General features: G+C 61.7%; 12 protein-coding genes and 5 pseudogenes. 11 read left to right on the forward strand and 6 right to left on the reverse strand.

The features are described 5' to 3' along the window. The first annotated feature begins 13 nt into the window (after positions 1 to 13). From ACO07W_RS06050 to ACO07W_RS06090, 9 genes and pseudogenes are all read left to right on the forward strand, one after another. Positions 14 to 1390, forward strand: coding sequence for a WXG100 family type VII secretion target (locus ACO07W_RS06050; protein WP_421841634.1), 1377 nt, complete (start codon positions 14 to 16; stop codon positions 1388 to 1390). A gap of 36 nt (positions 1391 to 1426) precedes the next feature. Further along, positions 1427 to 1600: pseudogene (locus ACO07W_RS06055) on the forward strand (MmpS family transport accessory protein); the annotation flags it as partial. Between the two features lie 263 nt (positions 1601 to 1863). Then, positions 1864 to 3570 carry an IS66 family transposase gene (gene tnpC, locus ACO07W_RS06060; RefSeq protein ID WP_421841636.1) on the forward strand — a complete coding sequence of 569 codons (1707 nt, stop codon included), beginning with the start codon at positions 1864 to 1866 and terminating at the stop codon, positions 3568 to 3570. Positions 3571 to 3788: 218 nt separating this feature from the next. Continuing rightward, positions 3789 to 5015, forward strand: a complete 1227-nt coding sequence (locus ACO07W_RS06065; RefSeq protein WP_421841638.1) for a hypothetical protein — start codon at positions 3789 to 3791, stop codon at positions 5013 to 5015. A gap of 395 nt (positions 5016 to 5410) precedes the next feature. Then, a pseudogene (locus tag ACO07W_RS06070) lies at positions 5411 to 5704 on the forward strand (IS1634 family transposase); the annotation flags it as partial. A 165-nt stretch (positions 5705 to 5869) separates the two neighbouring features. Then, positions 5870 to 7204: a Mu transposase domain-containing protein gene (locus tag ACO07W_RS06075; RefSeq protein ID WP_421841640.1), complete on the forward strand. Its 1335-nt coding sequence runs from the start codon at positions 5870 to 5872 to the stop codon at positions 7202 to 7204. Continuing rightward, positions 7201 to 8013: an IS21-like element helper ATPase IstB gene (gene istB / locus ACO07W_RS06080; RefSeq protein WP_421841642.1), complete on the forward strand. Its 813-nt coding sequence runs from the start codon at positions 7201 to 7203 to the stop codon at positions 8011 to 8013. The genes ACO07W_RS06075 and istB overlap by 4 nt, the downstream gene beginning before the upstream one ends. Next, the gene (locus ACO07W_RS06085; protein WP_421841644.1) at positions 8010 to 8315 is read left to right on the forward strand and encodes a hypothetical protein; all 306 of its coding nucleotides are present in this window, start codon (positions 8010 to 8012) and stop codon (positions 8313 to 8315) included. Before istB ends, ACO07W_RS06085 begins: the two co-directional genes overlap by 4 nt. Before the next feature lie 81 nt (positions 8316 to 8396). After that, a pseudogene (locus ACO07W_RS06090) lies at positions 8397 to 9617 on the forward strand (IS1634 family transposase); the annotation flags it as partial. Positions 9618 to 9817: 200 nt separating this feature from the next. On the opposite strand, the pseudogene ACO07W_RS06095 reads toward ACO07W_RS06090, so the two are convergent. After that, positions 9818 to 10018, reverse strand: a pseudogene (locus ACO07W_RS06095) (IS3 family transposase); the annotation flags it as partial. Here ACO07W_RS06095 and ACO07W_RS06100 point away from each other — a divergent pair. Continuing rightward, positions 10011 to 10400: pseudogene (locus ACO07W_RS06100) on the forward strand (oxidoreductase); the annotation flags it as partial. The pseudogenes ACO07W_RS06095 and ACO07W_RS06100 overlap by 8 nt on opposite strands. Here the strand turns inward: ACO07W_RS06100 and manA are convergent. The 4 genes from manA to ACO07W_RS06120 form a co-directional block, all read right to left on the reverse strand. Then, positions 10384 to 11619 (reverse strand): mannose-6-phosphate isomerase, class I, encoded by a 1236-nt coding sequence (manA, locus tag ACO07W_RS06105; protein WP_421841646.1) that lies wholly within the window; start codon positions 11617 to 11619, stop codon positions 10384 to 10386. The pseudogene ACO07W_RS06100 and the gene manA sit on opposite strands and share 17 nt — an antisense overlap. 7 nt (positions 11620 to 11626) lie before the next feature. Further along, complete coding sequence (locus tag ACO07W_RS06110) at positions 11627 to 12751, reverse strand: TobH protein (protein ID WP_421841648.1); 1125 nt, start codon at positions 12749 to 12751, stop codon at positions 11627 to 11629. Continuing rightward, a complete protein-coding gene (locus tag ACO07W_RS06115) occupies positions 12748 to 14178 on the reverse strand; it encodes a phosphomannomutase/phosphoglucomutase (RefSeq protein WP_421841650.1) in 1431 nt (476 codons plus the stop codon). The genes ACO07W_RS06110 and ACO07W_RS06115 overlap by 4 nt, the downstream gene beginning before the upstream one ends. 115 nt (positions 14179 to 14293) lie before the next feature. After that, positions 14294 to 14767 carry a DUF3499 domain-containing protein gene (locus ACO07W_RS06120; protein WP_421841652.1) on the reverse strand — a complete coding sequence of 158 codons (474 nt, stop codon included), beginning with the start codon at positions 14765 to 14767 and terminating at the stop codon, positions 14294 to 14296. Between the two features lie 160 nt (positions 14768 to 14927). On the opposite strand from ACO07W_RS06120, the gene ACO07W_RS06125 reads away from it, so the two are divergent. Then, positions 14928 to 15347, forward strand: coding sequence for a metallopeptidase family protein (locus ACO07W_RS06125; RefSeq protein WP_421845833.1), 420 nt, complete (start codon positions 14928 to 14930; stop codon positions 15345 to 15347). Positions 15348 to 15370: 23 nt separating this feature from the next. Here ACO07W_RS06125 and ACO07W_RS06130 read toward each other — a convergent pair whose 3' ends face one another. Further along, complete coding sequence (locus tag ACO07W_RS06130; protein WP_421845834.1) at positions 15371 to 15715, reverse strand: WhiB family transcriptional regulator; 345 nt, start codon at positions 15713 to 15715, stop codon at positions 15371 to 15373. Between the last annotated feature and the right edge of the window lie 36 nt (positions 15716 to 15751).

The raw sequence follows: 15751 nt of genomic DNA on the forward strand, positions 1-15751 counted from the left end.
TGGAGCCGATCACATGACCACTCCCGGTGCTGGTTCGAATAACGACTCCAGCGGATCACCATCCCCTCCCGGATTTGACGGCGGGGCGTCGCGCGATCCGCTGCCAAGTCCTGGCAGGGATGACCAGAGCGATCCTGTGCCGCCTGCCGCCGCAAACGCGGGCCTAGGCGCGCCTGCCACCTCGGGTGAAGACTATTATATGAACGAGGGTCTAGGGCCGCCCGCTGCCGCTGGCGCCAACGATTCCCAGGCAACCGATTATCTCCAGGTAACCAACTACACGGCTCCCCAGAAAAGCCACTACGCGCCTTTGGTTCCTCGTACCCTCGATGGGGAACCTACTTATCAAGGTCTTACTTATCAAGGCGGCGACAGCGAAAGTATTTATGAGGCACTACCGGGCGGCGGTTCCGGGCCAGCGCCGATGGAAAGCCCGCCGCCGCTTCCTCCTCCTCGGCGCCCGGATATGGGTTCGCCATTCCGCAGCGAAAGTAGTAATGCTGGAATTAGTCATGAGTTGGGGGAAGTCGCCGAAAACGGACAAGCAACCCCAGATTATTCCGCGATGACTCAAAGCCTTAGTAAACGGATAGGAGACAATCTTGATGCGTCGTATCATAGCTTAGCTTCAGCAGAACGGTATCGTGAACTTAAGGAAAGATTTCCCAATAATGCTAGCCAATATCGTCGAGTAGAGGAAGCATTCCGAAGACAAGCTACAGAGTATCGAAATGCTAATCGCGAGCTGACTCGACAATACAGTGATTTAATGCAAAAGGGACAGACATACCGGCAGCTGCGTCGTATGCAGGGCGGCTCTGCGCGAGCGGCGGAACCCCAGCTTGGGGGTAACGAGGCGCGGGGAACCAACTTTACTGATAGCGCGACGTTACCTCGTGGACTAGGGGCTGGTCCGCGAATCGGGCAGTCGTTCGATGAAGGTGGTGCAGAAAAATCCCGGAGCTTGCCTACACTGTTTGCACATCAAACGGATGATCCCCCAAACGGTGGACAAGCTGCGCGAGGCCTGCAGCAGGCACCAAGCCCCGGCGCCTCCGCGGAGAGTTCGCCCTTGTTCGCGGAACCGCGGCAGGCCGCCAATGTAGTAGTCCGTGACTATGAGGGAATTTCTGAGACCGTCAGTAATATGCGGCAAGTTGTTTCTCGGTCCGAGTCGGCATTGGATCAGATCGGCCAAGCTCAAAATGCCCTGGCCGAAAGCGCGGAAGGGCAGACTAGGGCCGCTTCTCAAGCGCTACTGACCCAACTAACACAAACAAACCGCCGCATTATCGATGTGACCTTACGTACTCTGGGCTACCTCGACCTAGCGAATACCGAATTCAGAGGCTTCGAGGGCGACCTCGCTCAACGATTCTTCGCCACGTAGCACCCATCAAAAAACTTGGTTTCGAACACATCCTGCGACGCGCAGCCGCAGCGTAACGACAACGCGGTCCTGCCCTGGAAACTCAAGCTAGAAAACATCGCACCGTCTGCAACGCAGGCCATCCTCGCCCAAGGCGAAGGAAATTCAATCACCTGCCGGATCATCGTCGATGACAAAGTCAAAACCGAGAGGACCGTAACCGGCGTGAACGGGTGTTACTCGCGATTATCAAGTCGTGTTGTGTATACCCCGACGCAGGGGTCGGAAACCCTTGATTGCAGTAGCGTTTGGGTAAACATTCAGCTGTGGCGTGGCGGTTTTTCTTCTTAAATCCGGAAAAGGGTTTGTTTTTCGCTGTCTGCCGGTGGTGGGGTGTCGATTCTATGCGGGCATCTTGTTGTGGGGTTTTCAGGGGTTTCTCGCAGTCTGGTTGGGTTGGCGGTGGGCGGGCGTCTGTGGTTACGCTGCAGGGTATGGTGGGCGCGTCTGTGGTGTCGACGCCACCCACTCGTGGTGACCGTGGACTGCTTGAGCAGTTGACCCGCCCAGAGTTATGTGTCCGCGTTCGCGAACAAGCTCAGCACATTGTTGCGTTGTCTGCGCGGATTGATGACCTGACCGCCCGCAATACGGACTTGGCTGCTAGTAACGCGCATCTGGGGGCAAAGCTCGATGCGGTGACTGCGCGCAACACCGATTTGGCGACCACAAATGCGGCTCTGGTCGCCACGAATGCGCAGCTGGTCTCCACGAATGTGGAGTTGACTGCGGCTCATGAGGACCTGTCTGCCCGGTTGGCCCGGTACAAGTATCTATTTTCGCGGAACAGTGGGAATTCGTCGCTGCCGCCGTCGAGTGATGACATGGTTGGCCGCACACCGCCAGTCAAACCCACACCGCCGCTGATCTGGAAGCGGCATCGCGGCAAACAGCCTGGTGCTGCGGGTAAACATTTGGGCTGGACCGATAAACCTGACCGGTTCGTGGATCGGTTCCCGACCGGGGTGTGTGGCTGCGGTCGTGACCTGGGTGAGGCGATGGATGTGGGAATCACCGATTCCTATCAGCAGCATGATATTCCCCGGGTTACGGTGGCGATCACCCAATACGACCAGCATCGGGTGTGTTGTGGCTGCGGGAGGGTGCACATCGCCGCCCGGCCCGAGGGGCCTGGGGGTGGGCTGGTGGGTTATGGGCCGAACCTGCAAACCTTGGCCGGCTATCTGCTGGTTTATCAGCATCTTCCGGTTAGCCGTGTTGCAGCGGTGTTGGCGGCGCTTACCGGTAGGTCCCCGAGTGTGGGGTTCATCCACGGGCTGTTGGCGCGCATCGCTGCTGGTCTGGAGGGCGCTGAGGCGCGTATCCGCGCGTTGATCACCCACGCCGATGCGGTGTGTGTTGATGAGACCCCGATCCGGGTCGGCCCAGCTCAACCGGCGCCGGGGCGTAAAAAAGCGCAGAAGTATCTTCTGGTGGCGGCAACGGAGAAATACACCAGCTATGTGGTGGGGGATCGTGACCTGGACACGTTTACGCATACGGTGATTCCCGATCTGGGCGTGAACACGGTCATGGTCCATGACCGGTATGCAAACTATGACTCCTCGGTCTTGGGGTTGCATACCCACCAGTTGTGTATCGCCCATTTGTTGCGGGATCTTGCTGGGGTTGGCGAGGTTTACCCCGCGCAGAAGTGGCCGTCACAGATCGGTTGGGCGCTGCAAGCGTTGGTTCATCAGGCGAAATTGGCTCGCACCGCCGGTGCGGAAAGTATTGATGCTGCGGTCCGCGACAGGTGGGTGACAGTGTTTCGTGATGGTGTGCACATGGGTCTTCACCACACCACCACGAAAGCCAACCGTGGTGGCCGACACCGGCCTGGGGTGCGTAAGGCGCGGCTGCTGCTGGAAGTTTTGCGTGACCGCGAGGTTGATGTGCTGCGGTTTGCCCACCATCTTGGAGTGCCGCCGACGTCGAATCAGGCTGAGCGTGACCTACGCCCGGCCAAAATCCAGCAGAAGATTTCGGGCCGGTTAACCAGTCTGGCCCGCACTCGCGAGCGTTACCGTATCCGTGGTTACCTGTCCACCGCAGCCAAACACGGACACAACCCCTACGATGTGCTGTATCAGGCGATTACCGCAACACCCTGGATTCCGCCTGATCCAGCCCCGACCTAATCGCTTACCACCAGCACAACGTTTTCCGGCGAGGAGCCGCGTTGATGATCACGCCATCGAGCCTCGGTTCAACATCCCGATGGAGTATTTATAAGTCCGTCATCCCTTCAACGACTATGAGGGGCGTGGACAGAAATCGTCGGTTAACGGTTACCCGTGCTGGATTCATCAGGATAAACGTTCTGAATCATGATCGACGGTGGTAGGACGAGGCGGGCATGGCGACACATGACGGGGATGTAGCCAGGGCCACTAGTGGTGCGATAAGCGATGCCAGCGGCTCTTCTCACGGCCCGTCCGGTAAGGGCAGCTTTTTTCAGAGTCTCGACGGTACGGGCGGTGGTCTTGCCGATCAGGCAGCCCGCGACACTCTTGACGGTGGTGGCAGCTTTTTTCAGGGTATCGGCGGTATGGGCGGTATGGTCCCTGGCATGGTCGGCGGGATGGCCGGCAGTATGGCTGGCGGCGCCATCGGAAATGAGATCGGCGGTTCCACTGGTTCCATGGTCGGCAGCATGGTGGGCATGATCGGCGGTCAAATGGCCGGAGAGGCGATTGGCCGCTATTTTTTTGGAGGTTCTCCTGATAGCGGGGCTTCCACTAAAAAGCCGCCCGCCACGCCCGGTTCCGGTGGTGGCACACAATCTGCCAATAGTGGTGAAACCGAAGTTAAAATGCCTGTCACCGCCTCGGGTTCCGGTGGGGACACACACTCTGCCAGCAGTGACGAAACCGCCGCTGACAGGCCTGCCGGTTCCGGTGGTGGCACACAATCTGCCAGCAGTGGTGAAACCGAAGTTAAAATGCCTGTCACCGCTTCGGGTTCTGGTGGGGACACACACTCTGCCAGCAGTGACGAAACCGCCGCTGACAGGCCTGCCGGTTCCGGTGGTGGCACACAATCTGCCAATAGTGGTGAAACCGAAGTTAAAATTCCTGTCACCGCCTCGGGTTCTGGTGGGGACACACACTCTGCCAGCAGTGACGAAACCGCCGCTGACAGGCCTGCCGGTTCTGGTGGGAAAGCTGTGGATCAACTGTCACCAGGGACGGTAAATATAGTGGATCAGCACGGAAACTCTATTGGAACCATACAAATAGAGAGCCCGCGTGCTTCAGATACGGTGGGGTTGGGTGCTGGTGGTCAGCCTGACGGAAATATGATGACCTATGATTATCAGGGAATTTCCAATGCGGAGAATGGCATGCGGAAATCGGTCTCACGTTCAGAATCAATATTAGGTGAGATCCGTAGCGCGCAAAGCTCTCTGGCGGATATGTCCCAAGGGCAATCTTCAGCAGCTGCCCAAAATCGTCTAGCGTATCTGATGCTCGCTAATGAAAAAACCATCAGTGCTACCAGTAAGGCCTTGGACTACCTCGATTTAGCATCAACGCAAATGCGGCACACCGAGCATCAGCAAGCCGTACAATTCGGGATATAACTATCGCAAAAATGCATCGTATATGAATACAGATACTTATTCAGGAACTGGGGGAAACAGGGTCGTTGGACCCGGCTTTAGAGTAGACAAGATAGCAGGCTAGAGGTGAATTCTAGGAATAGCGTATAAACAACTTTGAATAAGCCCCGATGATGAAAAGATGTCGCGCATATCCCGATGATCTACTCCGCATCCCGACTATTTTGCGTTAGAAACTGTTGCCGTTGATGCGGATCTTGAAACATTACGCGCCGCCTTTCACGTAAATAGCAGCGGCTTAAACCTGACTTTTATCACCGTCGGTGGTCCGCTGATTATGCAGGTCTGTGACCTGTGCATTCGCTGGATTCCTGGTGCGGATTTGTGCACTAGCCGGCGACCCGTAGGGTGCCGGCGTGGCCTATGTGCGCACCGTGAAGACGTCCTCGGGGGCGACGGCGGTGCAGGTCGTGTGGTCCTCGCGACGGGGGTCACGCAAGATCGAGCACCTGGGTTCGGTACACGACGAGGCCGGGGTCGCCGCTCTGAAAGCCGCCGCTGCTCAGCGGTTGGCCGCCGGGCAGACTCAACTCGACCTGGGCCTGGCCGAACGCTCAGCCTCGGAGCCGTTGCCGATCACGTCCTCGAAATCGGTGCTGCTGTGGGAGGCACTGTGCGCTGCCTATGCGCATCTCGGGTTCGCTGCTGCCGCTCATTTGAAAGTGACCACTCCTGCTCATCGAAAGTGACCACCTGTAGGCGACTCGCTATTTGAAGTCTGCCGGTTATAGGTGGGCCCCTTCCAGGCTCTGGGTGTCTAAGTACCAGAAGCCATAGGAAGGGGCCGTGCCTCGATGCTCGCATGGGAGTCAGTCGTGGAGATAGAAGCATTACGCAGTCAGGGATGGACGATCAGTGCGATCGCCCGCCACCTTGGAGTGACACGGGTAACGGTGCGCCGTTACCTGTCTAGCAAACAATCACCGGGGGTACGAGCCCCGTCGGGGCCGGATCGGTTCGCCGAATACGCGCAGTATTGCCGGTTACGGTTGGCCGCTGACCCGCACCTGTGGGCCACCACACTGTTCGACGAAGTCACCGCACTGGGCTATGGCGGTTCGTATTCGTCGTTTACCCGCGCGATCCGCCAACGAAACCTTCGCCCGGTCTGTGAGACCTGCAAGCAGTCCCGAACCGCTGATCGGGCCGTTATTGAGCACCCGCCCGGGCAGGAAACGCAGTGGGATTGGCTCGAACTTCCTGATCCACCGACAGGTTGGGGTTGGGGTGATAAAGCCTATGTGCTGGTTGGGGTGTTGGCGCACTCGTCACGTTGGCGTGGGTGGCTGGCCGAATCTACCGATCAACCCCACCTGATCGAAGGCCTGGACGCGGTTGCGCACCGGCTTGGTGGGCTCACACGCCGGTGGCGGTTTGACCGGATGTCGACGGTGGCCCAACCGAAAACAGGGCGCCTACAAGTGTCGTTCGGGCCGATCGCGCGCCACTACCAGGTGGGTATCGACCTGTGCCCGTCCTATCACGCCTGGCGCAAAGGAGCGGCCGAAAAAGCGGTCGGGGTAATCACCGGACGCTGGTGGCGCACCCTCGGTGACGACGTGACCCAAGCTCAAGCCCAAGACAGGCTTGATCGGCTCTGCCGACGCCTAGATGGGCGTAAACGTGTGGTCGGCGGTATCGCCACCACAGTGGGGGCGCTGGCCGACGCTGAGGCGCTACGCCCGGTCCCGTCTGCTTATTCCGCCGACCTGCAGGTGATACGTACGGTGAGTAATCAGGCGCGGATAGCGTTTCGTGGCAACATCTATTCGGTGCCGCCTGGCCATACCGGCCACCGGGTGCTGATACGCCACCGTCTTGGTGGGCTGGACCTACAGATCGTTACCGAGACCGGGGTGGTGCTGGCCGCTCATCGCCGCGCACCCGATGGGGCCGGTACGGTCGTCTGCGACCCATCCCATGTGGACGCGATGCGCAAAGTGGTGCTAGCCAACTTCGCCGATAAACCCCAGTGCAGCGGCAAACACCGCCGCCCACCAACCGCAGAAGCCCTCGCTGAAGCGCAACGTCTTCGCCACGCCAACCAGCAACACAGCCCCGGTGAGCAGGTGGTGGCTGATTTCGCCCGCTACGCTGCAGCAGCCCGCCTGCTGGGTTCCGGGGACCACGAACAGGGGGCGGCTCGATGACCAGCAGTCCTACCAGCCAAGCCGCTACCTACCAGCGGCTACGCGCTCACCTGAGTTTCTTGAAGCTGGCCGCTGCCGGTGAAGCTCTCTCCGGTGTGCTTGATGCCGCCCGCACTGGCGAGCACACCACCGTCGATGTCCTCGAAGAACTGCTGGGGATCGAAGTCACCGCCACCACACAGCGTCGGCTTGCCACTCGGCTGCGGTTTGCGTGTCTGCCCACCCACGCACGCTTGGAGCAGTTCGACTTCACCGCACAACCCGGCGTCGATGCCAAACTCATCACCGAGTTGGCGTCGCTGCGGTTCCTCGATGATGCCGGCAACGTCATGTTCGTTGGCCCGCCGGGCACCGGAAAAACGATGCTGGCGATCGGGTTGGCCCGCGCAGCTGCCGAAGCCGGGCACCGGGTGTACTTCACCACCGCCGACGATCTGGCCCACCGCTGCCGCAAAGCCGCCACCGAAGGCCGCTGGGATAGCTGTATGCGGTTTTTGACCGGGCCGAAATTGTTGGTGATCGACGAATTCGCCTACGCACGAACCCATCCCGACCCTGAAGCCAACACCGCCCTATTCGAGGTGATCACACGGCGCTACCTGAAATCCTCGACGATCATCACCACCCACACCGGGATTGCCGGATGGGGCGAACGCCTCGGGGACCCGATGCTGGCCGCGGCAATCCTTGATCGTCTGCTCCACACCGGAGTTGTGGTCTCTATCGACGGGCCGTCCTATCGGATGCGGGCCCATCAACAACGCAGCGACTCCCTACGGCGTGCGTTACACCCCACGGACCAGCCATGAACACCGACACCACCTGCCACACGTGTGGACAAGCGATCACCGTCACGACTCGCAACCCCAACCGACGCTACTGCTCGCCCCGCTGCCGCAAAGCCGCCTGGCAAACACAACAACGCAACAGAAAAACTGTCGAAAAGCGCCCTGATACAGCCCCCGTCGCCGTCGCCAACGACGTCGGCGCCGCCGTTGGTGCCGCCAACGGAACGACCCGATGCCCGAACTGCCGACACGAACTCGCCGTCATCGCCGTCGTCATCCCCGCCGACGCCGCCCACGTCCACACCCCGGAGGTGATCACATAGCGCTACCCTGAACACACCGCCAGGGTGGTCATTTTCAATGAGCAACTCTGGTCACTTTCGGTGAGCGCCAGCATCGCCACGGCCGCCGATGAGGATGAGGCGTTTCGCCAGCTGGTGCTGGCGCGGATCATCGAACCGACCAGCAAGGCCGACTCACTGCGGGTCATCGACGAGACTGGCGTGGCGCCGGTGTCCTACCCGACTTTGAATCGTCGCCTGCCAGTATTCGCCAAACCCGCTTTCCGGCAGGCACTGTCGACCGCGTGTGCGATGCATGCGCAGCTGGGTCCAGCCAGCCTGGTGCTCTACGACGTGTCGACGCTTCACTTCGAGACCGATGCCGGTGACGGCTTCCGTGAGCCCGGATTCTCCAAGGAAAGACGGCTGGACCCGCAGATCACGCTGGGGTTGTTGACTGATGCTGCTGGGTTCCCGCTGACGGTCGCGGCCTTCGAAGGCAATAAGGCAGAGACCGCGACCATGGTGCCGGTCATCAACGCGTTCAAGACCGCCCACCAGCTCTCCGAGGTCACCGTCGTTGCCGATGCCGGGATGATCTCGGAAGCCAACCAGATCGCCCTGCAAGCCGCAGGGCTGTCCTACATTCTCGGCGCGAGGATTCCGTTGCTGCCTGATGTGGTGCGCGAGTGGTGCGACAAACACCCCGATGAGGCGATCCCCGACGGCCTGATACTCACGCAACCGTGGCCATCGACCAGCGGCGAGAAGGCCCGCGGTGTCCCCGATCGGGTGATCCACTACCAGTACCGCCACGACCGGGCCCGGCGCGCGCTACGCGGAATCGACGAACAGATCGCCAAGGCCCAACGAGCCGTCGACGGTCACGCCCCGGTCAAACGCAACCGCTACATCCAGCTCACCGGTGCCACTAGGACCGTGAACAGGCAGTTGGAGACCAAGACCCGCGCCCTGGCCGGCTGGAAGGGTTACACCACAAACCTGGTCAACCAGCCTGCGTCGTTCGTCATCGATGCCTACCACCAGTTGTGGCGCATTGAGAAGGCCTTTCGGATGTCTAAGCACGACCTGCAAGCCCGCCCGATTTATCACCGCACCCGCGACTCCATCGAGGCCCACCTCAGCGTCGTCTTCGCTGCGACGGCCGTCTCGCATTGGATCGAGCACCAGACTGGTTGGAGCATAAAGAAATTCGTGCGCACCGCGCGCCGCTACCGCACCGTCACCATCCAAGCCGGCAACCACACCCTGACTGCCGCCGAACCCCCACCACCCGACCTCGCCGAAATCCTCGCCAAGACCCACGACCTACGTGCGCACTAGCCTGATAAAAGTCAGGTTAAACGGCCACCTGAATTATTACGCGTTTGGGGCGCGTTGACCCGCCAAGGCCAATTTCAGGTCACGGGTCTTGTCGCCTCGGGTTGGACGTGCTGAATCCGGGGATGCTTCTGGGGAAAGCGAGATGTGGCTTCCCTCCAGATCATCGAGGTGAACTGCCCTGGTTCTGGTGGAGGCTCGTGCTATTGAATTTCGACCAGGGGTTGGCCGGTCCGTTTTGGAGCGTAGAACGTGGAGTCGAACTCTGCAGATGGTAGGTCGCCGAGGCAACTGTGCAGTCAGCTGGTGTTGTGCCAGTGTATCCACCCGAGCGTGACCAACTCGACATCGGCGATGGTTTTCCACGGGTCGGTTTGTCTCGGCCCGTAGATGAGTTCGGACTTGCAGGCCGGCCACTTGCAGCGGACTCTGAAATCATCCAGTAGCAAACTAGCCACCAACCTCAACCGGGCCACGGCCAAGTCCACCTACCCCGTGTGGACGATGAACGCCATTGGCGACATCAGTTTCCACCATGCTGGTGCTGATCCGCTGCCCCGTTGGTATCAGGCGGTTGGGCGGCTGTTCGATCAGTTCCTCGGAGCCGCCGAGACCGATCCCGCTCTCGCCGAGTGGCTTCTGCGCCGCTTCTCGCTTCTCGACAGCCTCTACCTAGCGCCGTCGGCCCCGATGATCAGTCGCGCCATCGCTCACAATCTGCGGCTCTGGCTGAAAGAGCTGCGCAACCACCAGCGCGATCGACGAACCGCTATAGCCCGACAGTAGCCCTGAACAACTTGGCCGGCCGCCGCGCGACCAGCCGTATCGGACCGTCGTCAGCCGCCACCCAGGCAGCCGCACCACGTTCCAGCGTGAGCGACCCGGACTTGCCATGCACTGTCGTCGAACCTTCGGTGCATAACAAGATCTGCGGGCCCTGACACAGACCAGAGCCCGGCGACGCGTCCACCTCGTGACCAAGGCGATCACCATCAAGCACCAACAACGCGACCGCAAACTCGTCGGTGGGGGTCTCATAAACCAGCCCCAGCCCGTCCCGGCGGACCGGCGGGCGCAGTGCCGCCTCCGCAGTCGGAGTGAAGTCCAACACTCGCAACAACTCGGGTACATCGACGTGTTTCGGGGTAAGCCCACCACGTAACACGTTGTCAGAGTTGGCCATTACCTCTAAGGCGAAGCCACGTAGATACGTATGCAAGTTTCCGGCCGGTAGGAATATCGCCTCGCCGGGCGCGAGGCTGATGCGATTTAGTAACAACGCGGCGAGCACACCCGCGTCGCCGGGATAACGTTCGCCAAGCTCCAGCACGGTTTTGGCTTCGGCCGCAAATTCCGTTGCGCCGGAGCTGACATACTGGATGGCGCCGTCTAGGACTGCGGGCACGAGCACATCAATGTCGGGCTGGGGCGCGGTGATCCACGTCGTGAACAGAGCGCGCAGACCGTCGGCATCGGACTGGTCACTCAGCAAGTCGATGAACGGGTCGAGGTCAGAGACCGCCAACGCCTGCAACAGCTCGGCGGTGCGGGCTGCCTGACGAAATCCGGCCAGCGCTTCGAATGGCTGCAGCGCCACCAACAGCTCAGGTTTGTGGCTCGTGTCGCGGTAGTTGCGGACCTGAGAAGACACCGGAATTCCCAAGCGTTCTTCACGTAGATAACCCTCGACCGCCTGCGCGGCGCTCGGATGAGCCTGCAGCGACAGCGGCTCGTCGGCTGCTAGCACCTTAACCAGGAACGGCAACACGTCACCGAACCGCGCTCGAGAACCGGAGCCGAGCTGGCCATCCGGATCAGCGACCAGCGCCTCGAGCAGCGAGATCTTCCCAGTCGTCGTTTCCAGCCAGGCCGGGTCGCCCGGATGCGCTCCGAACCAAAGTTCGGCCTCAGGGTGCGCGGCCGGCACTGGCCTCCCGGTGAACTCGGCGATTGCGGTGCGCGATCCCCAAGCGTACGTGCGTAGCGCTCCGCTGAGCAGTTCCACCGTCTGTCTATCCCCGCATTAGTCGCAAATACACCGCAGCCATCTCCAGCCGAACGGCCAATACTGCCAGCTGCAACTCAGCGCGTTGGACGCCGGTGGAGGTCATTAATCCGACCGACCCAGTCAAGCCCCCGCGCGAGTCGAGCGCCTTCGGCGCGTCGGCTGCGACCAAGCTAGCGTCGTCCAGCCCGGCGATCCGGGCGGCCACCACCGTCCGGTCACCGGCCAGTGCCAGCGCCAATACCCGAAGCCGCTCGGGCAGCGGTCCATCGATTTCCTCGTCGTGGAAGAGAGCGTCCTCCGAAGAGGAGGCGTAGCCGGCATTGTGTGGGCCACCCGGCAGCCTGGTACGCAGGGCCACAATGGCATCCACCAACCCGGTGGCGGCGGCCACTCGTTGCGCGACCCGCAGCAGCACCGAACTACCATGTCGGGCCAGCGCCAGCGTCGCGGCATTATCACCAGCCAGAACAAGGCGGCTACCGGACACCCGCGAAGCTAGTGTCTTGGCGGGATTGGTAAACACCTCGCGACCAGCACTGTTATGCAACACCTCGGCGTCCAACTCGTCGGCAAGCGACTCAAGGTCGATGCTCAACCTGGGGTCTACGGCTTGCAAAGTGGCCAGACCCGCAGCCAGGTACCGGCACAATCCGAACTCGTCGGGGACGAGCAGCCTGGGCGCCATCACCGCCACCCGCCCTGCCGTGGAATCGCGCAGCGGACCCTCAAACGGTGCCACCACAACAACTCGGGCGCCCCGGCGCACTCCAGTCGCGGCAGCGCTGACCAGAGTGGGATCTCCGGGGTCGTCGCCAGCGACGATCAGCACGTCCAGCGGCCCAACCCATGGAGGCACATCACTGGCGACAGCTATCGGCGTCGAGGCCGCCGACCCCAACGTCGCGGCCAGCATGACCCCGGCAGTCTCGGCTGTTCCCCGGCCTGCCACCCAGGTCACTGTTCGCGGGCGACCAACGCCGCTCAGCGCATCTAGCTCACCCTCGTCCCGGCCCGCCGCAACAGCGCGCACCTGTGCACCAGCAGTCGACGCGGCACGAAGCAGGCCGTCCCTATCGGCAACAATCAAGCCGTCGCTGTCTTCGAGATCGACCGCCTGTGTCGCCTTCACGGTCCCGTCTCCTCCCGCGCCGCGAACCGTTCGTCCTGACCGTCAGTGTGGGCTGCGATTTGAGCACTAACCTGAGCGACGACCGCATCGACCTCCTCGGCACTGCGTGCTTCCACATTAAGCCGCAGCAGCGGCTCGGTGTTGGAGCTGCGCAGGTTGAACCAACTGTCGTCACCCAAATCCACGGTTACCCCGTCCAGGTGATCAATGGAACGAACCCGCCCACCGAACGACGTCAGCACAGCTTCCACGCAACGCGAAGCGTCGGCGACGGTGAAGTTGATCTCGCCAGACGATTCATAGCGCTGATAGTCGACCGTCAACTCAGACAGCGGCCTGCTCTGCTCCCCAAGTGCGGCCAATACATACAGTGCCGCCAGCATTCCAGAATCGGCGCCCCAGAAGTCGCGAAAGTAGTAGTGGGCCGAATGCTCACCACCGAAAATCGCCCCGGTTTCGGCCATCAGCGCCTTGATATAGGAGTGTCCGACCCGCGAGCGCAGCGGGGTGCCGCCACGCTCGGTGACCAGCTCCGGTACCGCGCGGGAAGTAATCACGTTGTGGATCACAGCAGCACCGATCTCGCGTTTGAGTTCCCGGGCGGCCACCAACGCAGTCACTGTCGACGGCGAGACCAGCAAGCCACGCTCGTCGATCACAAAACACCGGTCGGCATCCCCGTCAAAAGCCAGCCCGATATCGGCACCCGTCTCACGGACGTAAGCCTGCAGGTCCACGAGGTTCGCCGGGTCAAGCGGATTCGCCTCATGATTGGGAAATGATCCGTCGAGCTCGAAGTACAAGGGCAACAAGGTAATCGAGTCAATCACGCCGAGCACTGCCGGCGCGGTGTGGCCTGCCATGCCGTTGCCGGCGTCCACCGCCACTCGCAACGGACGCAACTCGTTTGTGTCCACCAGCGATCTCAGGAACTCCCCGTAATCACCCAGCACATCCCGATCTGTCACCGTCCCCGACTGACCCTCATATCGGGAGGAAGACCCGACTCCTTCGATCAGGTCGTCGCGGATGGCTATCAACCCGGTTTCCGCGCCCACCGGCTTAGCGCCCGCGCGGCACAACTTGATTCCGTTGTATGCGGCCGGATTATGACTTGCAGTGAACATCGCGCCGGGGCAATCCAACAGGCCCGAGGCGAAGTACAGCTGGTCGGTGGACGATAAGCCGATTCGCGTCACGTCGAGCCCTTGGCTGGCTGCCCCGTTCGCAAAAGCGGCGGCCAGCGACGGCGAACTGTCCCGCATGTCGCGGCCGATCACCAACTGCCGGGCACCCTCAGCACGCATCAGCCTAGCGAAAGCAGCGCCGAGGTCGGCTGCCAACGACTCGTCGATCTCCTCGCCGACCAGACCGCGTACGTCGTAAGCCTTGATGACACGGCGGACGGCCGCGGCGGGCCAAGACATGCGGGCGCTCCTGACGACCTAGATTGTTTTTCTACTCTCTAGCCACAAGCCTATCGGTCCCACGAAGCTGCGCTCCGCAACGGTCGTCGACGACCCTCAGACCGAGGGCGCGGCGTTAGTCGGCGGGATCGGGCAGCACCCGCAGATGTCCGCGCCGACGCCCGGAGCGATGATCGGGCGGCGCAAGCAGGTCACCGCTGGGCGCGGTGGCATGGGCCCCGGAGTTGTAGCTGCCCGAATCCGCGGGAGCACCGCCTACCTGCTGTGGGAAGCCATTCAGCACGGCGCCGGTCGCGGCCGCACAAGACACGTCCGGCGCACCTGGACTGCCCTCGCGGACCGCGTCCGCCAGAGCGACCAAGTCGTCCTCATCGGGGTGGCTAGGTAGCGGCCCGGCGTAACGCACGAGTTCCCATCCGCGCGGCGCGGTGATACGGCCGGCATGGCCGACACACAAATCCCACGAATGCGGTTCCCGCGCAATAGCCAGCGGCCCGACGACCGCCGTCGAGTCCGAGTAGACGAAGGTCAACGTCGCCACGGCATAGTGCGGACACCCGGGCCGGCAACAGCGACGCGGTACGTTCACGCTCGAAAGGCTATCGCGCGGAACGCCGCCGAAGCGCCGGACACGCGCAACCAATCAAGTCGGGATGTCCAACCGTTACCATCGGCACGTGAGCGATTCCCACAACTTCCCCGGGAACGGTCCGCTGGGGGGGCGCCGGGCAACGCGCCGGGGCCGCGGAATGCGCGGTCCGCTGCTGCCTCCGACAGTGCCCGGGTGGCGCAGCCGGACCGAGCGGTTCGACATGGCGGTGCTGGAAGCATACGAACCAATTGAGCGGCGCTGGCAAGAGCGGGTGTCCGAACTGGACATCGCGGTCGATGAGATCCCTCGCATCGCCGCCAAGGATCCCGAGAGCGTGCAGTGGCCGCCCGAGGTTATCGCCGACGGACCGATCGCGCTCGCCCGTTTGATCCCCGCTGGCGTCGACGTCCGAGGAAGTGCGACACGAGCGCGAATTGTTTTGTTTCGGAAGCCAATAGAGCGACGGGCAAAAGACACCGTCGAACTTGGCGAGCTATTGCACGAAATCCTGGTGGCCCAGGTGGCCACGTTTCTCGACGTCGAGCCTTCGGTTATCGACCCGACACTTGATGACTAGCGTATCTAGCCGCGCCGAGTCAGTCAGATAATGCCGCGCTTAAGACGGCGACGCTCGCGTTCCGAAAGGCCGCCCCAGATGCCGAAGCGTTCGTCGTTGGCCAAGGCGTACTCCAGGCACTCGTGCCGCACCTCGCACCCCAGGCAAATCTTCTTCGCCTCCCGGGTGGAGCCGCCCTTTTCCGGAAAGAACGCCTCGGGGTCCGTTTGCGCACACAGCGCGCGGTCCTGCCACTGGTCAGCGGTTTCCGCCAACGGTTCGGGTTCGATTGCGAGGTACGCATCGGAAACCAAACTCAAATGCGGACGCTCGGTTGCCACTTCCGGCAATATTGCCGCCTCGGCAGCGATGTGCGGTGCGCCTCCCATTACGCCCCGAAGGTGCTCATAGGACATGCCTCCGCC

This window comes from Mycobacterium sp., assembly GCF_965230835.1.
Classification (GTDB): Bacteria; Actinomycetota; Actinomycetes; order Mycobacteriales; family Mycobacteriaceae; genus Mycobacterium.